The organism is Hyphomicrobium sp., assembly GCF_041659645.1.
Lineage (GTDB): Bacteria > Pseudomonadota > Alphaproteobacteria > Rhizobiales > Hyphomicrobiaceae > Hyphomicrobium_B.
This window is the reverse complement of the sequence record NZ_JBAZXX010000002.1, coordinates 324823-344454: the sequence shown is the minus strand read 5'-3', so window position 1 is coordinate 344454 and position 19632 is coordinate 324823. Positions and strand designations below refer to the sequence as shown.

Here is a 19632-nt window from a genome sequence, read left to right as displayed (position 1 = left end):
TTCTCCCTCAGACCAGCGGTCCGTTGACACTTTCGACATTGACCAGGAACGCCTTGAATTCCGGCGTCTGGGTATTGGCGTCACCGACGGACGGGGTCAGCGTATTGGCGCCGTAGCCCTTCTTCGCTTGGCCCGTGAAGCCCCAGTGTAGCGGCACGCCGATGACGTGGGTCGGGTTGCCGTCCACTATCAGCGGCTTGATCCGCTTCGTCACGTAAGCCTTGCAGACGACGAAGCCGCGCTTGGATGCCACGCGAACCCAGCTATTCTGCGCAATCCCTTTTTCGTGCGCGAGAACTTCACCTATCTCGACGAACTCTTGCGGTTGCAGGATCGAATTGATGCGCGCGTGTTTGGTCCAAAAGTGAAAATGCTCCGTCAGGCGGTAGGTCGTCGCGACGTACGGAAATTCCGACGGCTTGCCGAAATCGGCTCGGTCATCGGCAAACACGCGGACTGCCGGATTCGATTGCACTTTGGGATGGAGCACGTTGATGGCCGGAGACTCGAGCGGCTCGTAATGCTCGGGGAATGGTCCTTCGACCATCTGGTCACGCGCGAACAATCGCCCGACGCCTTCAGCGTTCATGATGAAGGGACCGACCGAGTCCGACGGCTTCACGGTCGGACCGTAATCGGGAACGTCGATGCCGACCCACTTCGTGCCGTTCCATTGGATGACCGGCTTCGCTGGGTTCCATGGGTTGCCCGCGACGTCGGCGCTGGCGCGATTGTAGAGAATGCGCCTGTTTGCGGGCCACGCCCACGCCCAGTTCGGTGCAATGCCTTGCTCACGCGGATCGGACGCGTCGCGCCGCGCCATTTGGTTGCCCTTCTCGGTCCAGCACCCGGAAAAGATCCAGCAGCCGGATTCCGTCGTACCGTCGTCGCGAAGCTGGCCAAATCCGTCGAGCAACATTCCCGCCTTGGTGACGACGGCGCCGGTAGCGTCCTTGAGGTCGGTGCGCGCCCGCCCGTTCATGTCCTTCGCCAGTTCTTCCGGGTCGGGATCGGTCGGGTCGGTGTATTTCCACGTCAGATTGAGAATCGGATCGGGGAAAGCGCCGCCCTCCTTGCGATAGAGTTCGCGCATCCTGTGGAAGATGCCGGACATGATCCAAATGTCCGATTTCGCATCGCCCGGAGGCTCGGCGGCCTTCCAATGCCATTGTAGCCAACGCGCCGAGTTGACGAGCGAGCCGTTCTCTTCGGCAAAGCAGGTCGTCGGCAGCTGGAAGACTTCCGTCTGGATATCAGCGGAAACAGCCGGGTTCTGAGGTCCGAAGTCCTCCCAGAACCGCGACGTTTCCGTGTCGAGCGGATCCATCGTGACGAGAAACTTGAGCTTCGAAAGACCGCGACGGATTTTGCCGCGATCCGGAAACGCCTGCTGCGGATTGAATCCTTGGCAGATATAGCCGGTCATCTCGCCCTGGTTCATCATCTCGAAGGCCTTGATGACGTCGTAGAGCGGAATGTCGAGCTTCGGCAGCCAATCATAGGCCCAATTGTTTTCGGCCGTTGCGGCATCGCCGTAGATCGACTTCTGGAAGCTTACAAAGAACTTCTTGTAGTTCTGCCAGTAGCTGGTCTGACCGGGACGCAACGGCTTGAACAGCCGCGTCTTCATGTAGTCGTCGAACGTCACCTCGTGATCGGCCGCGAGCGTCATGTAGCCAGGCATGAGGTTCGACAGAAGCCCGACGTCCGTCAGCCCCTGGATGTTGGAGTGGCCGCGCAGCGCATTCATGCCGCCCCCTGCGATGCCGATATTGCCGAGCAAAAGCTGGACCATCGCCATCGTCCGGATATTCTGCGATCCAACGGAATGCTGAGTCCAGCCGAGCGCGAAGAGGCTCGTCATCGCCTTGTCCGGCGCGGCAGTTTCCGCGATCATTTCGCAGATGTGCAGGAACTTGTCCTGCGGCGTTCCGGTGATGCGCGACACCATCTCGGGCGTGTAACGCGAGACATGCGTCTTCAAAAGATTCATGACGCAACGCGGATTCTCCCACGTATCGTCGACCTTTGCGAAGCCCTGCTCGTCGAGTTCGTAGTCCCAGCTCGATTTGTCGTACTGGCCCTTCTCGTGATCGTAGCCGCTGAAGAGACCGTCCTCGAAGCCATAGCCGTCTTTGACGATCAGACTGGCGTTGGTGTAAGCGCGCACATACTCGTGCTGGATCTGATCTTTTTCGAGCAGATACCGGATCACGCCCGACAGGAACGCGATGTCGGAGCCGGGACGTATCGGCGCGTAGTAATCGGCGACCGACGCCGTGCGGGTAAAGCGCGGATCGACGACGATGAGCTTCGCCGCGTTTTCGATTTTCGCTTCGATGACCCACTTGAAGCCGCACGGATGCGCTTCGGCGGCGTTTCCGCCCATAACGATGACCAGATTGGCATTCTTGATATCCTGCCAAGTGTTGGTCATTGCGCCGCGACCGAATGTTGGAGCCAGACTGGCCACCGTCGGTCCGTGTCAGACACGTGCTTGGTTATCGAAGACCAACATTCCGAATGAACGGGCGACTTTCCAAGTCAGGTACGACGTTTCGCTCGATGAGGCCGAGGCCGCGAGCATGCCAGTCGAGATCCATCGGTTGACGGTCGTGCCTTCGGCGTTCTTGGCGATGAAATTCTTGTCGCGGTCGTCTTTCATCAGACGCGCGATGCGATCCAGTGCCCAATCCCAGGAGACTTCCTCGAACTCGGTGCCGCCCGGCTTGCGATACTTCGGTGCCACCAGACGTGTCGGCGCATGGACGATGTCGAGAAGCGCCGAGCCCTTGGGGCAGAGCGTTCCGCGGTTCACGGGATGATCCGGATCGCCTTCGATGTGGATAATGTCCGAGGTGGCGTTCTTGGCGCCGTCTCCGAGGGTATAGATCAGAATGCCGCAGGCGACCGAGCAGTAGGTACAGGTATTCCGCGTTTCCTTTGCGTGCGTGAGCTTGAAGGGTCTTACGGATTCCGCGACCGCTTCGCCGCATCCACCAAATCCGAGGGCGCCCAGGCTTGACGTCGCGAGGGTCGCGCCGCTGAGCTTTATGAAGCCTCTACGAGTCAGATTCATCCTGGAAGCTCCGTCCATTCCGCATGCGCAACTTTTAACAGTTCCAGATGGCTGCCGTATAGCCCCCATGATCACGCCGGGAGGAATTGGTCGCAGTCTTTCAAGAGCTTACGAATAGCCGCGCGGAAATAATCGTGCATTTACGAAAGACAACGCGCGATGCCGGGCCCGGTTCGATATTCTCGAGCACGTGGCCAATTTTGAAGGTGGTGCGACAGCGTATTGCCATTCGCCGTGAAAGGCTGTTTAAGCCACGGCATAGGCTTCCAGGCGCGTGATGCTGGTATTTCCCCTCAGGGAATGGCCAAGCGTCCGTGGCCCGCGGCGGTTTAAAAACGTAGCAAATTCAAAGCAATATCTGTGGGGGCTAAACTTCCGTCCGCACGAGTGTTGCGGCAGCCGGCGGTGTTAGCGCTTTGTGGACCCGCGGGCGGCTCCCTAAATAATTGGTCGGCGAGGTCTGATCGCGCGTTTCGACCTCCAATCAGGACACGGACGATGCAAGTTACGGAAACGGCACGAGAAGGATTGAAGCGCACGCTGCAGGTGGTCGTCGGGCAAGCGGAACTGAGCGAGCGTTTTGCGTCTCGCCTCGACGAGCTCAAGGACCGCGTGCAGATCAAGGGGTTCCGCCGCGGCAAGGTTCCGGTTGCGCACCTGAAGAAGCTGTACGGCAAGTCGCTGATGCAGGAAGTGATGGAGCAGACGCTCAACGATACGAGCGCGCAGGCCATCAAGGATCGCAACGAACGCCCGGCGCAGCAGCCCAAGGTCGAACTCGTCGATTTCAACGAAGAGTTGTTCGATAAGATCGCGAGTGGGGAAAGCGACCTCGCTTACAACATGTCGTTCGAGGTTCTGCCGCCGATTCCGCTGGCCGATCTCAAGTCGTTGAAGCTCGAAAAGCTCGTGGCCGACGTCGACGACGCCGCGCTCGATAAAGCGCTCGCAAACCTCGCCGAGCGCAACACCGCTTACGACATCGAAGAGGGCCGGGCGGCAAGCGAGGGCGACCTCGTGACACTCGATTTCCTCGGCAAGATTGATGGCGAAGCGTTCGAGGGTGGCGCCGCCGAAGGGCAGAGCCTGACGATCGGTAAGAAGCAGTTCATTCCGGGCTTCGAGGAAGGTGTGACGGGCATGAAGGCGGGCGACGAGAAAGTCGTCAGCGCCACGTTCCCGGCCGAATATCCTGTCGCAGCGTTGGCTGGCAAAACGGCGGACTTCGACGTGAAGGTAAAGGGGGTTTCAAAACCCCGGACACCGGCTGTCGACGAAGATTTCGCCAAGGGCGTCGGCGCCGAAAGCCTCGAGCAGCTTCGCGGCTTTATCTCCGAGCAGATCAAACGCGAGTACGATCAAGCGTCACGGCAGAAGCTGAAGCGCGAACTTCTCGATGCCATCGATGCGGCACACACGTTCGAGCTGCCGGCCTCTCTTGTTGATTTCGAATTCAACAATATATGGACCCAGTTGGAGAACAATCTCAAAGCCACGAACAAGACGTTCGCCGATGAAGGCAAGACCGAGGACGAGGCCCGCGCCGAGTACCGGAAGATTGCCGAGCGCCGGGTACGTCTTGGCCTCGTGATCGGCGAGATCGGCGAGAAGAACAATCTGCAGGTTTCCCAGGAAGAGTTGCGCCGGGCTCTGGTCGAACAGGCTCGCCGCTATCCCGGTCAGGAGAAGCAGGTCTACGAATATTACGAGAAGACCCCAGGCGCGATTGCCGAGCTTCGCGCTCCGATCTTCGAGGACAAGGTCATCGATTACGTGATCGATGAAGCCAAGCCTACCGAAAAGAAGGTCACGCGCGATGAGCTGTTGAAGGCCGTCGAAGAGGTGACGGAGCGCTAAGCCGCATTGGCGGCTTAAGCTGAATAACGACACTGAATGCGTGCGAGTCTGGCTGGTGCGGCCGAAGGGCCTGCCCGCCGCAATGAGGAAAGACAACGGCGATGCGCGATCCGATCAACACGTTGACGAACACCTTCTGGCCGATGGTCGTTGAGCAGACGACGCGCGGTGAGCGTGGCTACGATCTGCCGTCGCGCCTCCTGAAGGAACGCATCATCTTCGTGACCGGCCCCGTGGAAGATCACATGGCGGCATCGATCTGCATGCAGCTTTTGTTCCTCGAGTCCGAGAATCCGAAAAAAGAGATCTCGATGTACATCAACTCGCCGGGCGGTGTCGTCACGGCGGGCATGGCGATCTACGACACGATGCAGTTCGTGAAACCGCCCGTCGCCACGTTGTGCATCGGTCAGGCTGCCTCGATGGGTTCGTTGCTGCTTTGTGCTGGCGCCAAGGGATTGCGTTACGCGCTCCCGAACGCTCGCGTCATGGTGCATCAGCCGTCGGGCGGATTCTCGGGACAGGCCTCCGACATCGAGCGCCACGCCGAGGACATCATCAAGATGAAGCGCCGTCTCAACGAGACCTATGTCAAGCACACAGGTCAGACCTACGAGATGATTGATAAGACGCTCGACCGCGACTATTTCATGACCGCCGAACAGGCGCGCGATTTCGGACTTATCGACAAGGTTCTCCAGGACCGCGACGAAGTGGATGCCGGCGTCTTCGAAACCGGCAAATCGATCGAATAAGCGGCGCATGCAACGCTGAGATGGTTATACTACGAGAAATGGAGCGGGCGAATTGCCGCCCGTCCAAAAAGAACAAACGCTGTACGGCAGCGGACGAGTTTAGGTAAATGTTGGCTTTGAATCGCCTCTGTTGCCTGCTCGTTTATCAACTGTGGCAATAGCGCCGCTTGCGAGCTATGGCCGCGTAGGCTCCATTAATCCAATCTTGATCTGCTGAACATTAGCGTGCTCAGATTGGTTATGAAGTTCACGCCGCCGCAGAATCGGCTCAGCGCCGGGCGTGAATGGCGGGCCAAAGCAAGAACATCGCGTTGATGGGGCTTGCACGGAAGGTGAGAACAAATGGCTCAAGAGAAGAACACTCTCTACTGCTCTTTCTGCGGCAAGAGTCAGCATGAGGTCCGCAAACTGATTGCTGGGCCGACAGTATTCATCTGCGATGAATGCGTCGAACTCTGCATGGACATCATCCGCGAGGAGAACAAGAACACTCTGGTCAAATCCCGTGACGGCGTTCCGACGCCGCAGGAAATTTGCACCGTGCTCGACAGCTACGTCATCGGGCAGTACCACGCCAAGCGCGTTCTCTCCGTCGCCGTCCATAATCATTACAAGCGCCTGAACCACGCCTCGAAGAACAACGACGTGGAACTCGCGAAATCGAACATCCTGCTTGTCGGTCCGACGGGCTCGGGCAAGACGCTGCTGGCCCAGACGCTGGCGCGTATCCTCGATGTTCCGTTCACGATGGCGGACGCCACCACGCTTACCGAAGCGGGCTACGTCGGCGAGGACGTCGAGAACATCATCCTCAAGCTCCTGCAGGCTGCCGACTACAACGTCGAGCGGGCGCAGCGCGGCATCGTCTATATCGACGAGGTCGACAAGATCAGCCGCAAGTCCGACAACCCGTCGATCACACGGGATGTCTCGGGCGAGGGTGTGCAGCAGGCCCTTCTGAAGATCATGGAAGGCACCGTCGCCTCCGTTCCTCCGCAGGGCGGCCGCAAGCATCCGCAGCAGGAATTTTTGCAGGTCGACACGACGAACATCCTCTTCATTTGCGGCGGCGCCTTCGCCGGTCTCGAAAAGATCATCTCGCGTCGTGGCAAGGGCTCGTCCATCGGCTTCTCGGCCAAGGTCACTGGGCCGGATGAGCGGCGCACGGGCGAAATCCTGCGCCACGTCGAGCCGGAAGACCTCTTGAAGTTCGGCTTGATCCCGGAGTTCATCGGCCGTCTGCCGGTTATCGCGACGCTCGAAGATCTCGACGAGACCGCGCTCGTGCAGATCTTGACGGAGCCCAAGAACGCCATCGTCAAGCAGTATCAGCGCCTCTTCGAAATGGAGGACGTGAAGCTGACGATCACGCTCGACGCTCTGAAGGCCATTTCGCGCAGGGCTATCGAACGCAAGACGGGTGCCCGTGGTCTCAGGTCGATCATGGAAGGCATTCTGCTCGATACGATGTACGATCTTCCGACGCTCAAGGGCGCAGAAGAGGTCGTGATCGGGCCGGAGGTTGTCGAAGGCTCGGCAAAGCCGCTTCGGATCTATACCGACAGGGCGGAGGAAAAGGAATCCACCGCCTAGTTCATCGCGACGATTAGGGCTGTCCGGGAGCTTAGTCCCGGGACTTGTTTGCGGGACGCCGGTCCCTATTTGTTCGGAGGGAATGGCGTCAAGCAGCCAGCCGAGTATCTCTCCGAAAACCGGTATCCAGGGCTTGGGTCTCACCCCGCGCTCGCGCTCACGAGAATGCCAACCGTTGCCACAAAAAGGGGCGGGAAGCATGGCTCCTAAAGTGGAACGAGTGTGGAATGTGCCGGCAGGTTGTGAAAGACCTGCGGCGCACGGCGAATAGGTAGCGAAATGAGCGAAGACAAAAAGACCAAGGAAAAGGCCGTCGGGAAAGAGTTGTTCCCGGTTCTCCCGCTCCGAGACATCGTCGTTTTCCCCTACATGGTCGTTCCTCTCTTCGTCGGGCGCGAGAAGTCAATCGCGGCCCTTGAAGAAGTGATGCGTGCCGACAAGCAGATCTTGCTCGCCGCGCAGAAGAACGCCAGCGATGACGATCCGGCTCCCGACGCAATCTACGAGATCGGCACGCTTGCGTCTGTGCTGCAGCTTCTGAAGCTGCCCGACGGAACCGTGAAGGTTCTCGTCGAAGGCAACGCGCGCGCCAAGATTTCGCGTTACACTGCAAACGCCAATTACTTCGAAGCCGAGGTCGAACGGGTCGTTGAAGTTCCCGGCGCCAAGGAAGAACTCGAAGCGCTTGCGCGTTCGGTCGTGACCCAGTTCGAGAGCTACGTGAAGCTCAACAAGAAGGTCTCGCCCGAAGTCCTGAGCAACGTCGGTCAGATCGAAGATTATGCGAAGCTCGCGGATACGATCGCGTCGCATCTCGCCATCAAGATTTCCGACAAGCAGGACGTGCTCGAAACCGCCAGCATCTCCGAGCGGCTTGAGCGCGTCTATACGCTGATGGAAAGCGAAATCTCGGTCCTGCAGGTCGAGCGTAAGATCCGTTCGCGCGTCAAGCGCCAGATGGAGAAGACGCAGCGCGAGTACTATCTGAATGAGCAGATGAAGGCCATTCAGAAGGAGCTGGGCGATTCCGACGAGCGCGACGACATCGCCGAGTTCGAGGAAAAGATCGAGAACACCAAGCTGTCGAAAGAGGCCAAGGACAAGGCACTGGCTGAGCTGAAGAAGCTCAAGCAGATGTCGCCGATGTCGGCCGAAGCGACGGTTGTGCGCAACTATCTCGATTGGCTGCTGTCGATCCCGTGGGGGATCAAGGGCAAGGTCAAGAAGGATATCGCTGAGGCTCAGCAGATCCTCGACCTGGAGCACTACGGCCTCGATAAGGTCAAGGAACGCATCCTTGAATACCTCGCGGTGCAGGCGCGGACGAACAAGCTCAAAGGTCCGATTCTGTGCCTCGTCGGTCCCCCGGGTGTCGGCAAGACGTCTCTTGGCAAGTCGATCGCCAACGCGACCGGCCGTGAGTTCGTGCGCATGTCGCTCGGCGGAGTTCGTGACGAAGCGGAAATCCGTGGCCACCGTCGGACCTACATCGGCTCCATGCCGGGAAAGGTCATCCAGTCCATGAAGAAGGCGAAGCGGACCAACCCGCTCTTCCTCTTGGACGAGATCGACAAGATGGGTCAGGACTTCCGCGGCGATCCTGCGGCGGCCCTCCTTGAGGTGCTCGATCCGGAACAGAACCAGTCGTTCAACGATCACTATCTAGAGGTCGACTATGATCTCTCGAACGTGATGTTCGTGACGACGGCCAATACGCTGAATATTCCTGCGGCCCTGATGGACCGCATGGAGATTATCCGACTTGCCGGTTACACCGAAGACGAGAAACTTGAGATCGCCAAGCGCCATTTGATACCGGAGCAGTACTCTGCCCACGGTCTCGAGCAGAGCGAGTGGTCGATCGAAGATGGCGCCGTGAAGGAAGTCATTCGTCGCTATACGCGCGAAGCTGGCGTGCGTTCGCTTGAACGCGAAATGGCCAAGCTCGCACGCAAGGCGGTGAAGGAAATCCTGACGTCGTCGAAGACTTCGATCGTCGTCACGGCTGAGAACGTCCATGACTATCTGGGCGTGCCGAAGTACCGCTATGGCGAAGCGGAACTTGAGGATCAGGTCGGTATTGTTACGGGTCTTGCTTGGACCGAGGTCGGCGGCGAGTTGCTGACGATCGAAGGCGTCATGATGCCCGGCAAAGGCAGGATGAGCGTCACGGGCAACCTGCGTGATGTGATGAAGGAATCCATCCAAGCCGCGAACGCGTACGTGCGCTCGCACTCGGTTGATTTCGGCATCCACCCGTCACTGTTTGAAAAGCGCGACATCCACGTTCACGTGCCGGAAGGCGCGACGCCGAAGGATGGACCGTCTGCAGGCATCGCCATGACGACTGCGATCATCTCGGTTCTGACCGGCATTCCCGTCCGCAAGGATGTGGCGATGACGGGCGAGATCACGCTTCGTGGCCGCGTGCTGCCGATCGGCGGTTTGAAGGAAAAGCTCCTCGCGGCGCTGCGCGGCGGCATCAAGACTGTCGTCATTCCGGAAGAGAACGCCAAGGACTTGGCGGAAATTCCGAGTGAGGTCCTGACGAAGATGGACGTTATCCCGGTATCGCGCCTCGAAGACGTCTTGAAGATCGCACTTGTGCGCGTGCCGGAGCCCATTACCTGGGACGAGGCAGCGGAGGCGGAGGCCCTTGAGGCCAAAGAGTCCGCTAAAGGCAGTGCGCGAGCGACCGCACACTGACTCTTGCGAATATGAGTAAATTTATGCCGATTGATGCCCCTGCACGGTAACCGTGTGGGGGCATTTTCTTTTGCGCCGATTGAGCATTTAGATGCGCTTTTGTCCGGAAATACGGGCTTTTTCCGCTTGACGGGCGGGGCGATTGGGCGCTTTTAGCGCTTCATGCGCGGCCGGCTTCTCCCCGAAATGGCCGCCTCGGGCTTCGAGCCAATGAGCCGAAACCCACCTCCCCACATTAGAGGAACTACGAGATGAGCAAGAAAGATTTGATTGATGCCGTTGCCAGAGATTGCGAGCTGACAAAGGAGAAGGCGAGTGGCGTGGTGGATGCCGTTCTCGCCCACATCCGTGCCGCGATGAAGGATGGCCATGAAGTGCGCATCCCGGATTTCGGTACCTTCAAGGTCGCTGCCCGTAAGGCGCGCGAAGGCCGCAATCCGGCAACCGGCATGACCATCCAGATCCCTGCTTCGCGCGTGCCGAAGTTCACGCCGGCCAAGGGTCTGAAAGACGCGCTGAACATCAACTAAGCGCCGTGTCGCAATTTTTTACACGCGCGTTGCGGAAGCGGCGCGCGTGTTTGTTTTGACAGCCTTATGCAGACGGACTAGCAAAGGCGCGTCGGGCGGTTAGCTCAGTGGTAGAGCGCCTCGTTTACACCGAGGATGTCGGGAGTTCGACCCTCTCACCGCCCACCATTTTTGATTGCCTTTGCGATTTCGTTTCGCAGAGCCGGCCGCACGGACGGCCCTGTTGAAGCACGCATTCCGCACACTACCTGACTGCAGTCCGTTCTCATCAACGAAGAAAGCATAACCATGTCCGTATCGATGTACGACGTCGCCGTTCCGACGTTCCAGAAGCAGCTCTCGGGACTCGAAGCCTTTCTCGACAAGGCTGCCGAGCAGGCCGCGGCGAAGAAGATCGATTTCGCCGTATACCTCGGATCGCGGCTTTATCCCGATATGTTCAACCTGACGCGTCAGGTGCAACTCGCGACCGATTTTGCCAAGGCCGCTCCTGCTCGTTTAGCGGGTGTCGAGGTCCCGGGCTTTCCCGATGTCGAAACGACGCTACCCGAACTCAAGGCTCGCATCGCGAAGATTCAGGCTCTGCTCGCCGCCTACAAGCCTGAGCAGTTCGAGGGATCGGAAGCAAAGATGCTGACCCTCAAGGTTGGCGGCCAGGACGTGACCATGACCGGCCGCGAATACCTGCTCCACGTCGCTTTCCCGAATTTCTATTTCCACTGCGCGACCGCCTACGACATCCTGCGGCACAACGGCATCGAGATCGGCAAACGCGATTTTGTTACGCGGCGATAAGGCTTAGGGCCATTCGTCAAGGAAATCCGCGTTTAAGGGTTGAACGCGGCTTGACGACGGGGCGGCCATCACGTATCTCGACCCTGTGACGGCGGGCGCTTCGGCGCCCGTCACTTTCTGGATTGCGGGAGTAGCTCAGTTGGTTAGAGCGCCGCCCTGTCACGGCGGAGGCCGCGGGTTCAAGTCCCGTCTCTCGCGCCATTTTGCCAAAAAATCAGATTGTTAAGCGAAGCCGGCGGAAAACGGTTTCCGCTGCCCAGTCGAATTTGGAAGGCTTTGCGAGCACCCGAGCAGCGAACCAGCGTTCCTACGTCGACGACCAGTCCTTGCTGAATTCATGCGCAACGTGATGCACCGGCGAAACGTGGCGCTGTCCGAACAAGCAAGAGCGGTGTGGTGGTCGCATTTGCGCATGCTCGGCGCGCGCGTGGGCGAAAAGCGAGAAGAGCCGCCAGAATGGTCGCGCTATTAACTCGGCCTCCGGCCATACAGCGGTTATCGGAAAATCATGAAATGAAATGTGATGATCGTTGCTCGGCGGTTCGCCCGAGATCGTAATTACTCCGCATGCCGAGTAAATACGGGGATCGGTGTTCGGCGACAGCTGCCTATCGACTTCGCGATGACAAGAATGGGAGCATTTCTCGGACCAAGTTTCGCCATCCCACGATTCCGATATGCGGTGGGGAAGACCGCATAGTCGCATTTCCATGCTGAATACCGCTGCTCGCAAGCAGTGAAAATGTAGAGCACGCAATTCGCACGGAGATGACGACGGGGGCCTCGGCCATCAACGAGGCACGGGAGGAAACGTAATGACGACGACGTTTCTCGATCTAGTCGTTGTGCTCGTGTGCCCACTCATTTTGACGGCGGGCGCCTGGTTTATTTTTTCAAAAGTCGTGGCCGGAACCGACGAAATTTCCGATGTCGTCGAAGCTCTCACCAGAGCGAATGGCGTTCAGGAAAACATAAAGCGACGAGAACGCTTGCCTTCATCGGCGCGATTTCAGCGCGATCGTGACGGCGAAAGGCCGAGCGATGAAAAGGGCCGGTTTTCACGAAGATGACATGGCGTCCAGCATTTCCGCGATGGGGTCACATCGAACTGCTGGCAATTCGCGAGGTGGATTATGTCGCCAGTGATATCGAGGTCTCCGGCGCGAATAGCGCTTCTCGCTTTGCTCGTCACGGAGCTAATGCTCGTAGGCGCGCCGCACGCTCATGCTCGTCGATTCGAATTCGATCAGCGCCGAACCGAGGTTCGCTTCGTCTTTAAGATGGGTTATTCGACGCAGCGCGGGCGTTTCACAAAGGTAAACGGCACGCTCGACTATGACGAAGCAGCACCGGGTAAAAGCAACATTCGGGCTTCGATCGGCGCTGCGAGCCTCACGACCGGCGAAGCGCTCGTCGACAGCGAGCTCAAGGGCGCAGCGTTTTTTAACGTCGAAGTCTCTCCCGTCATCGCCTTTAAAAGTCTTGCGGTCCGGCTTGACTCGGCCACTGCTGCAGAAGTTCTCGGCGAGATCACGGTCAACGGCATCACCAGGCCGGTGACACTCAAGGTCAGTATCAACCCACACGACGACCCGACGCTCAAGTATGATGCCGGCGCACGGCGATTTATCGCGACGACGCGCATCCAGCGCAGCGCATTCAACATGACGGACTATCAGGCGATGGTCGATGATGACGTCGACATCGAGATCGATGCGGTCGCCCGCCCGAGATGAAGGGGCCGGACGTTCTGGTCCCCTATTCGGCGGATATCCAAGAGACATTCATCGTCCATGACGTCGCCGGCATCGGCTTTCGCTCAGAACTTGCTACGTAGCTCGGTGCGGAAGCCGAAATTGTCCTCGGTGCCCTCTTGGATCTGATACGTCGCATCGGCCCGGAACAGCCACGATCGAGTAATCGGAATCTGATAGCGAACGCCGAAGCCGTACTGGGCATCTTTGGCTCCGATGCCGTCGTTCTCGTAGGGCTGGACGGTGGCCACCTCGAAGACGAGCTGCTGATCCAGATTGAAGAGGTATTCTAGGCCGAGTGCCCCGCCGAAGGTGTTGGACGCGGTGTCGTCGAGCTTCGGGTAACCGGTCAGAGCATCGGTCTCGAAGTTGATGCCGACGTTCTTCAGTATCCCCGCGTTATTGCCATCGACCAGAGGTTCGGGATTGCCGACGCCGACAAAGAAGTTGGCGTAAGGCAGAAGCGTGCTTGGCAGCGGCGAGATCAGGCTGTTCTCCGAAATGAAGGCAACGCCATCGCCGGTTCCCTGATTGTCGTCTCCGAAGTTCGCGAACACGCGCGTCGAGTTCGATATGGTGTTGGCATAGCGCCGACTATAAGCCGCCGTCAGGAAGTGCTGCTCGACGCCCTCCTGGGGGCCGGTGCCTTGCAAAAAGCCATAGCCCGCTTCGATGTACCCACCAAACGCGTCAATGAAAGTCGTCGCGCCAAGGAGGTTGGCATGGTCGTTATCGACCTTGCCGTTCGCTTTGACGAGGCTCGCATTGTCGACGTTGTCGAACGCCGCGAAGAAAGTGATGTCGTAGTTGGAAAGGCCTATTGTCGGGGAGTTCCGCGCAGGCAGGGTCACTGCGCCGCCGAGAATAGCATCGTTCGCCCATATTCCGTTCTGCAGGAACAGCGGGAAAAGACCGACCGTGAAGGGCAGATCGAAACCAGCGTACTGACCCGAGACACCCGAATAGATGGAACCGAGATCACCCTCGAAAAACAGGGTCTGCGGATCGAGGTCGATCTCATCATTGAATTTCTGGTCGCCATCGCGACCGCCGAATTCGAAGCGGGAGAACTTTGCGTTGCCGTCCTGAAAGGGGGTGAAGAAGGCGTGTATGCGCTCCGTCGCCGTGATCTTAAAATCGACGTCGAGGTTCAGTCGAGTTGCGATCTGGGCAATGTCCTTGCCGTTATTATTGTTGTAGGCGACCGCTGTCCGCCAGTCGCCGTAAACGGACAGACCCGGGAGGAGCGGATTTAATTTTCCGAAGAGCGTGCTGCTCTCGTCGTAAAGTCCCGAGGTGTATTGCTCGCGGCCCAACTCGAGCAGAGGGCGCGGCGGTTCGACGGCGGTTTTGCCGCCGTAGATGTCGGCTTGTCCCTCAGCATTATATTTTTTGTCGTACTGCGGATCGGAGCGGAAGGCGCTCTTGGTCGATTTGCCTTTTTTGCGGGGCTTTTTGTTGCTGTCCGCCGACGCGTCCGGCTTGTCCGCACCGCTCATATCTGCGCCCAGGTGCTGCTTGGGAACGATGGTCTCGTTGCGATGCGTTGGCTCCGAGGAAACATTAGGCGGAGCATCGTTGGGTGATGCTTCGGCCGTCTCGTCGTCCTCGCGGCTCTCATTACGATCTTCCACCGGCGCCGTTTCCGCAGTCGTGCCGGACACCATCAGATAACCACTGGCCATCACTGCGATAACGGCGATGGCCGTTCCCGCGCAGGACCGATCGTTGCCTTTTACGGCACAAGTCATACAGAAGCTCCCACATCACGCCTCAAGCCCGCGAGCTCGCGTCTGGCAAGAGGCTTCGGAGAGGCTTCGGACCCGCGTCTTTGGACTTTCCCCCGGTCCAAATCCGAAACGCTCAGTTCTTCGGTGCTAGCCCTTCACGTCGATATTCACTTCGAAATCGTGGAAGTTCATGATCCGCTCGTTCATGCTCTCCTCCATGACTTTGGTGGCGCCGACGAAGCGCATGAAATAGATGGGCTCGGCGCGACTACGCATACGGAACGCAAGGCGGTATTTGCCCGGCTTGTTTATGAGGTTCCCCGGCACCTGATACTTGGCCTCCTTCACACCAAGTGGCGTTAGCGAGTGGTTCTCCATGCGCACCAATGGAGGATGGTTGAGAACGGTTGTCGGGATGCTCGGCGGGCGCAGCTGCGGCAGCGGATCGATGTCGAAGTTCACCGGCAGGTACATCTCGCGGTCCGTGCCCTTGACGTTCGTCGTCAGGAACTTGGTCTGAAGGTTCACCAGCATTTGGTCGGTATCGATGCGACCCGCCGCTACGTCGAGGCTGTGCAGATCCGCCATATCGCCATTGCTGTCGACGTAGCCCGACTCCCAGATATTCAGACCGTCGGGATCGACGAGAGCGACGTTCACCCAGAGTTGCGGTTGCGCGCCGAGCGAACCGGATGGCAGGTTGTGCCCCGTATTGATGTTCTTGATTTTGTAGGAGAACGCCAAATCTTCGCCGACCTTCGGCGTGCCCTCGACGTAGGGACCGTCGACTTTGCTGCTGTTCTCCATCACCTGACGTCGCAGCACGTCACGCTCATCGAGTTTCTTCAGATTCTCGTCGATGATCTCACGGGCGTCTTCACGATCGTTCGAGTCAGCCCAACGCTCTGGAAATTTGACCTTGAGCTTGCCGCCCGCGACCTTGTCTTCGAACTTGCTCGTGCCCCAGCCGCCGCGCCAATCGAACTGCAACCAGTCTTTGATGCTATAGGCTTGGGCCTTGGTGTTGTGAGGGAAAATTCCGGGGTGGGCGATTGAGTAGCCCGGACCGATGAACCGATGGTTCGCGTGCTTGCGTCCCGGATTGATCTCCTTGCCACCGACAATCGCGGAAGGCGAAGTCGCGTAGCCCTTGGGCTGTCCCGGAACCTTACCCATGTGGCAGTCTTGGCAGGTGACACCGGCTTTGCGCGCCGGGCTGTCGCGATATTGATCCCAAACGATTTCGAGCTTGATACCAAGGTTGACGGCGACCTGGTGGCAGCTGACGCAAAACTCCGACTTGGTGATCTGGTCGTTTGTAATCATGCCTTTGTGGATGTCGTTGCCACGGCCCTGAGCGTTGGTTTTGACGGAGTAGGTTTCCTTGTTGGCGAGAACGTTTTTGATGACGCTCTTTTCTCCGCTGCCGAAGACCGGCTCGTAGATCTTACCCGGCTCGACACGGCGCTCGCCGTTGACCTTGCCGAACTCTTCCTTGACCCGGTGACAGGTGATGCAGGTCACGCCCTCGCGCGAGATTTGGCTGCGCGCCCAAAGTGGAGCTTCGCGCGCCTCCCCCAGCTGGGTGCCGACCTGCTGATGGCACCGCACGCAAAACGTGCCGACCGTACCTTGTGTGAGTGTCTGGAACTTTTGCTCGAATTTGTGGAACATCGGTGAGATCGAAGCATAGGCATGCTGCGAGGACGACCACTCGTCGTAAATTTGCTTGTGGCATCCTCCGCATTGAGCGGCGATCGGATAAAGGGACTCATCGCCAGAGGCGCCGCCATGGACGTCAGGCTTGGTGTCTTCCGCTTCCGTGGCATTTTCCTTCGGAGCATCTGATTTTCTGACGACTCCCGTATTTTCCGCGACCTTAATTTCACGTGACGCTTGATGGACTTGGATCGCAGGACTGCCGCTGGTTCCGTCGGGAGCGACTTGCCGAACGATTGCCGCGTATGCCGGCGCGGCAGCTGCGAAAGCGCAGCAAAGCAATGCGATACTGAATAATCGCTTCATGGCCTCGTCCCCCGTCCTCTGTACATTTCAGGGCGGCATTTCAATCTGCATCGATCGCACAAACGACATTGCACAGCGGTCGAAAAATGATTGCCTGCTGATCAATTGATACGAGAAAGGGGCCTCGATATGGCCGTCTCAATAATCAAAATCGGCATAAAGGCGATGAATCGACATTTGAAATAATTGAAATATCTAATTCGGATTTAGCCAATAGTGAGAAAATATCGCTCAGCATGCAGATGAGAAATGATCGCTTAAAATGCTGATTTTACGTACGGATAATTGCGTCGTGAAGCACTAAGCGTCCAGTCATGGATATTCCGCCATCCAACATGGCCACAATTAAAAACCAACGAATTCGCCGACTATTACTCTGCATCGAGCTTTCTATTTTTAATCGTCATTTGACAGATCTTTCCCCCGCTGCCGCGTCATTGTCTGACCACGATATCTCCTTAGTGGAATTCTCTGTCGCCAAATGCATTTCAAATTTGGCGTCAAATCTTAGCGGGACAAAGCAGACGTAGATCAGCAACTTGAAGCCTTCTGGGACAGCGCAATGGCAAGACGTCACCAAATTACGATCAATGGAAAATCCTTTTTCGCACGAGACGGTGAACTGCTGCTGGACGCTGCACTGAACAATGGCATTGACCTGCCCTTCGACTGCCGCGCCGGACACTGCGGCACTTGCTGCGTGCAACTCGTAGCTGGGGAAGTGAAGGGCGGCGAAGGGTCTGAGCCGGGTGTCGTTCACGCCTGTCAGTGCCGGATCGTTGGCGAAGCGGTTATAGAGAGAGGTCGGCCGACGGATGTCCGGACCGTCGATGGCGTATTGAGCACATTGCGCCCGTTATCATCCGACGTCATGGAAGTCGGCATCAAGACAGACCGCGCGCTTCCCCATCACGCTGGCCAATATGCCCAGGTGCGGTTCAATGGCTTTCCCAGCCGTCCTTACAGCATCACACATCCTCTCCACCGCAATCCGGATAGCCACATGACGTGGTTCCACATCCGGCGCGCAGAGGATGGGCGCGTCACCTCCGCTCTCGGCAAACATATCAAGTCGGGCCACAAAGTTAAGCTGACGGGACCGTATGGTTCGGCGCATTTTCGGCCGAGTTTCGGAAGCCGGATCGTTCTCGTTGCCACCAACACCGGGTTTGCGCCGATCTGGGCGATTGCGGTAGCGGCGTTGCGCGAGAACTCGTCCCGCCGGATGATGGTCATCGCCGGTGGTCGCAGCATCGAGTCGCTCTATATGGGGCCTGCTCTCGTTCAGCTGGCCCGTTTTCCGAATGTTCTCGTCGTGCCAGTCTGCAGTTCGTCTCGAACATTGTCCGATGCCATTCGGCCGGGCCGGCCGACCGACTATCTGCCGCGACTGTTGCCGACCGATGTTCTCTACGCTTGCGGGGCACCAGGGATGGTCGATTCCGTGAAGTCGATCGCGGCACGCGTTGGCGCAGTCTGCTATGCCGATCCGTTTCTGCCGACAACAGATCAAAGGGCCACTGAAGGCATTCTCACTCGCGCCATTGGGAAGCTCACTGCGCCCGTTGGCCGGCAACGTCTTCAGCTCGCTTCCGATCGTGCCGGTGATCTGCGCTGACAAACGGCGTCCGCGCGATGATGGCCTGAACAAGGACAGCATGCATTGTGGTTATTAGAGCGTTTTGCATTCGGTCGATCGGATTCGGACAGAAGGTCCCCCTTTTTCACTCTGTGTTTTCTCCCCGTCTCGCTGATGATTTTCTTCTTTGGCGTGCACGGCGCCATCGCGTCCGATCCTGCCAAGATCGTCGGACCGAACGCCTGTGCCGAATGTCACAAGCAGGAGGTCGAAGCTTGGAAGGAGACGCATCATTTCAAGACCTTCCGCGACCTGCCGCGCGACGCGGAGGCAAAAAAGATCGCGGAAAGAATGGGAGTCCGGCGCATCAGGTCGGAGAGCCTATGCGTGAATTGTCACTACACGGTGCAGCGAAAGGACGACAAGGAAGAAGCCATTGCGGGCATTTCCTGCGAATCATGTCACGGCGCCGGGAAAGATTGGATCAAGATTCACAGCGGGTTTAGCGGGAAGACCGCCAAAACTGAGACCAAGGCGGAGGCACAGGCGCGTTGGAAACTTGCGGAGTCGAAGGGCATGATCAGGAGGCATGCGCTCTATCAACTGGCGAAGAACTGCTACGGATGCCACGTCGTCCCGCAAGAGGATCTCGTCAATAAGGGTGGCCATCGGGCGGGCAGCGCGTTCGAGTTGGTGTCCTGGTCGCAAGGCGAAGTGCTGCACAACACTTGGTATTCCAGGGGGAAAGACAACGTACCAGCCGACGCGGCGCGCAAGCGGATGCTCTATCTTGTCGGCCTCGGCGTTGAGCTTGAGACGGCATTGCGCGCAGTCGCAAAGGCGACTGTACGAAAGCCCTATGCATTCTTCATGGCGCAGCGCGTGGACCGGGCACGCAACCGACTCGTGGCCGCGGCAAAAGTCGCGCCGAATGTGCCGGAAATCGCCAAGATGGTCGAATATGCCCATTCGGCGGCACTCAAGCTGAATAACGAACGCCTCCTGACAGCGGCCGCCGACGGCGTTTCCAATCTGCTCACCAGCATTACCGAAAAGTACGACGGCACCACGATGACCGGCCTCGACGGCCTTATTCCTGTAACGGGCCAGTTCAAGGGTACCGCAAGAAAGGCAAGCGCGGTCAATTGATCCCGGACCGGCGGCCGAATGGCAACGAGTCAGGTGGGCTTAATAGGAGTTGGCAATGGGCGAACTTGGCGGATTGGCGT

The 19632-nt window shown here is 58.2% G+C and carries 12 protein-coding genes and 2 tRNA genes; 11 read left to right on the top strand and 3 right to left on the bottom strand.

Going from position 1 to position 19632, the window contains the following annotated elements:
- Positions 1 to 7: 7 nt before the first annotated feature.
- The gene (gene fdnG, locus WC811_RS06675) at positions 8 to 3079 is read right to left on the bottom strand and encodes a formate dehydrogenase-N subunit alpha (protein ID WP_372642283.1); all 3072 of its coding nucleotides are present in this window, start codon (positions 3077 to 3079) and stop codon (positions 8 to 10) included.
- A 498-nt stretch (positions 3080 to 3577) separates the two neighbouring features.
- Here fdnG and tig point away from each other — a divergent pair, with 498 nt between their 5' ends.
- From tig to WC811_RS06630, 9 genes are all read left to right on the top strand, one after another.
- Entirely contained in the window at positions 3578 to 4936 is a 1359-nt protein-coding gene (tig, locus tag WC811_RS06670; protein WP_372642281.1) for a trigger factor, read from the top strand.
- A 101-nt stretch (positions 4937 to 5037) separates the two neighbouring features.
- Positions 5038 to 5691 (top strand): ATP-dependent Clp protease proteolytic subunit, encoded by a 654-nt coding sequence (locus tag WC811_RS06665; protein WP_372642278.1) that lies wholly within the window; start codon positions 5038 to 5040, stop codon positions 5689 to 5691.
- 342 nt (positions 5692 to 6033) lie between these two features.
- Entirely contained in the window at positions 6034 to 7284 is a 1251-nt protein-coding gene (gene clpX, locus WC811_RS06660) for an ATP-dependent Clp protease ATP-binding subunit ClpX (RefSeq protein ID WP_372642276.1), read from the top strand.
- A 279-nt stretch (positions 7285 to 7563) separates the two neighbouring features.
- Positions 7564 to 9990 (top strand): endopeptidase La, encoded by a 2427-nt coding sequence (lon, locus tag WC811_RS06655; protein WP_372642274.1) that lies wholly within the window; start codon positions 7564 to 7566, stop codon positions 9988 to 9990.
- Positions 9991 to 10241: 251 nt separating this feature from the next.
- Complete coding sequence (locus WC811_RS06650) at positions 10242 to 10520, top strand: HU family DNA-binding protein (RefSeq protein ID WP_372642272.1); 279 nt, start codon at positions 10242 to 10244, stop codon at positions 10518 to 10520.
- A 93-nt stretch (positions 10521 to 10613) separates the two neighbouring features.
- Positions 10614 to 10688 (top strand) — tRNA-Val (locus WC811_RS06645).
- Positions 10689 to 10808: 120 nt separating this feature from the next.
- Entirely contained in the window at positions 10809 to 11315 is a 507-nt protein-coding gene (locus tag WC811_RS06640) for a DUF1993 family protein (protein WP_372642270.1), read from the top strand.
- A 124-nt stretch (positions 11316 to 11439) separates the two neighbouring features.
- Positions 11440 to 11516 (top strand) — tRNA-Asp (locus tag WC811_RS06635).
- 932 nt (positions 11517 to 12448) lie between these two features.
- Positions 12449 to 13051: a YceI family protein gene (locus WC811_RS06630; RefSeq protein ID WP_372642268.1), complete on the top strand. Its 603-nt coding sequence runs from the start codon at positions 12449 to 12451 to the stop codon at positions 13049 to 13051.
- Positions 13052 to 13134: 83 nt separating this feature from the next.
- On the opposite strand, the gene WC811_RS06625 is transcribed toward WC811_RS06630, so the two are convergent.
- Both WC811_RS06625 and WC811_RS06620 read right to left on the bottom strand, forming a co-directional pair.
- The gene (locus WC811_RS06625) at positions 13135 to 14820 is read right to left on the bottom strand and encodes a hypothetical protein (protein WP_372642266.1); all 1686 of its coding nucleotides are present in this window, start codon (positions 14818 to 14820) and stop codon (positions 13135 to 13137) included.
- A gap of 126 nt (positions 14821 to 14946) precedes the next feature.
- On the bottom strand, positions 14947 to 16824 hold the full coding sequence (locus tag WC811_RS06620) for a multiheme c-type cytochrome (protein ID WP_372642264.1): 1878 nt from the start codon (positions 16822 to 16824) through the stop codon (positions 14947 to 14949).
- A 562-nt stretch (positions 16825 to 17386) separates the two neighbouring features.
- On the opposite strand from WC811_RS06620, the gene WC811_RS06615 reads away from it, so the two are divergent.
- The gene (locus WC811_RS06615; RefSeq protein ID WP_372642262.1) at positions 17387 to 18442 is read left to right on the top strand and encodes a 2Fe-2S iron-sulfur cluster-binding protein; all 1056 of its coding nucleotides are present in this window, start codon (positions 17387 to 17389) and stop codon (positions 18440 to 18442) included.
- Between the two features lie 135 nt (positions 18443 to 18577).
- The gene (locus WC811_RS06610; RefSeq protein WP_372642260.1) at positions 18578 to 19552 is read left to right on the top strand and encodes a cytochrome c family protein; all 975 of its coding nucleotides are present in this window, start codon (positions 18578 to 18580) and stop codon (positions 19550 to 19552) included.
- The last annotated feature ends 80 nt before the right edge of the window (positions 19553 to 19632 follow it).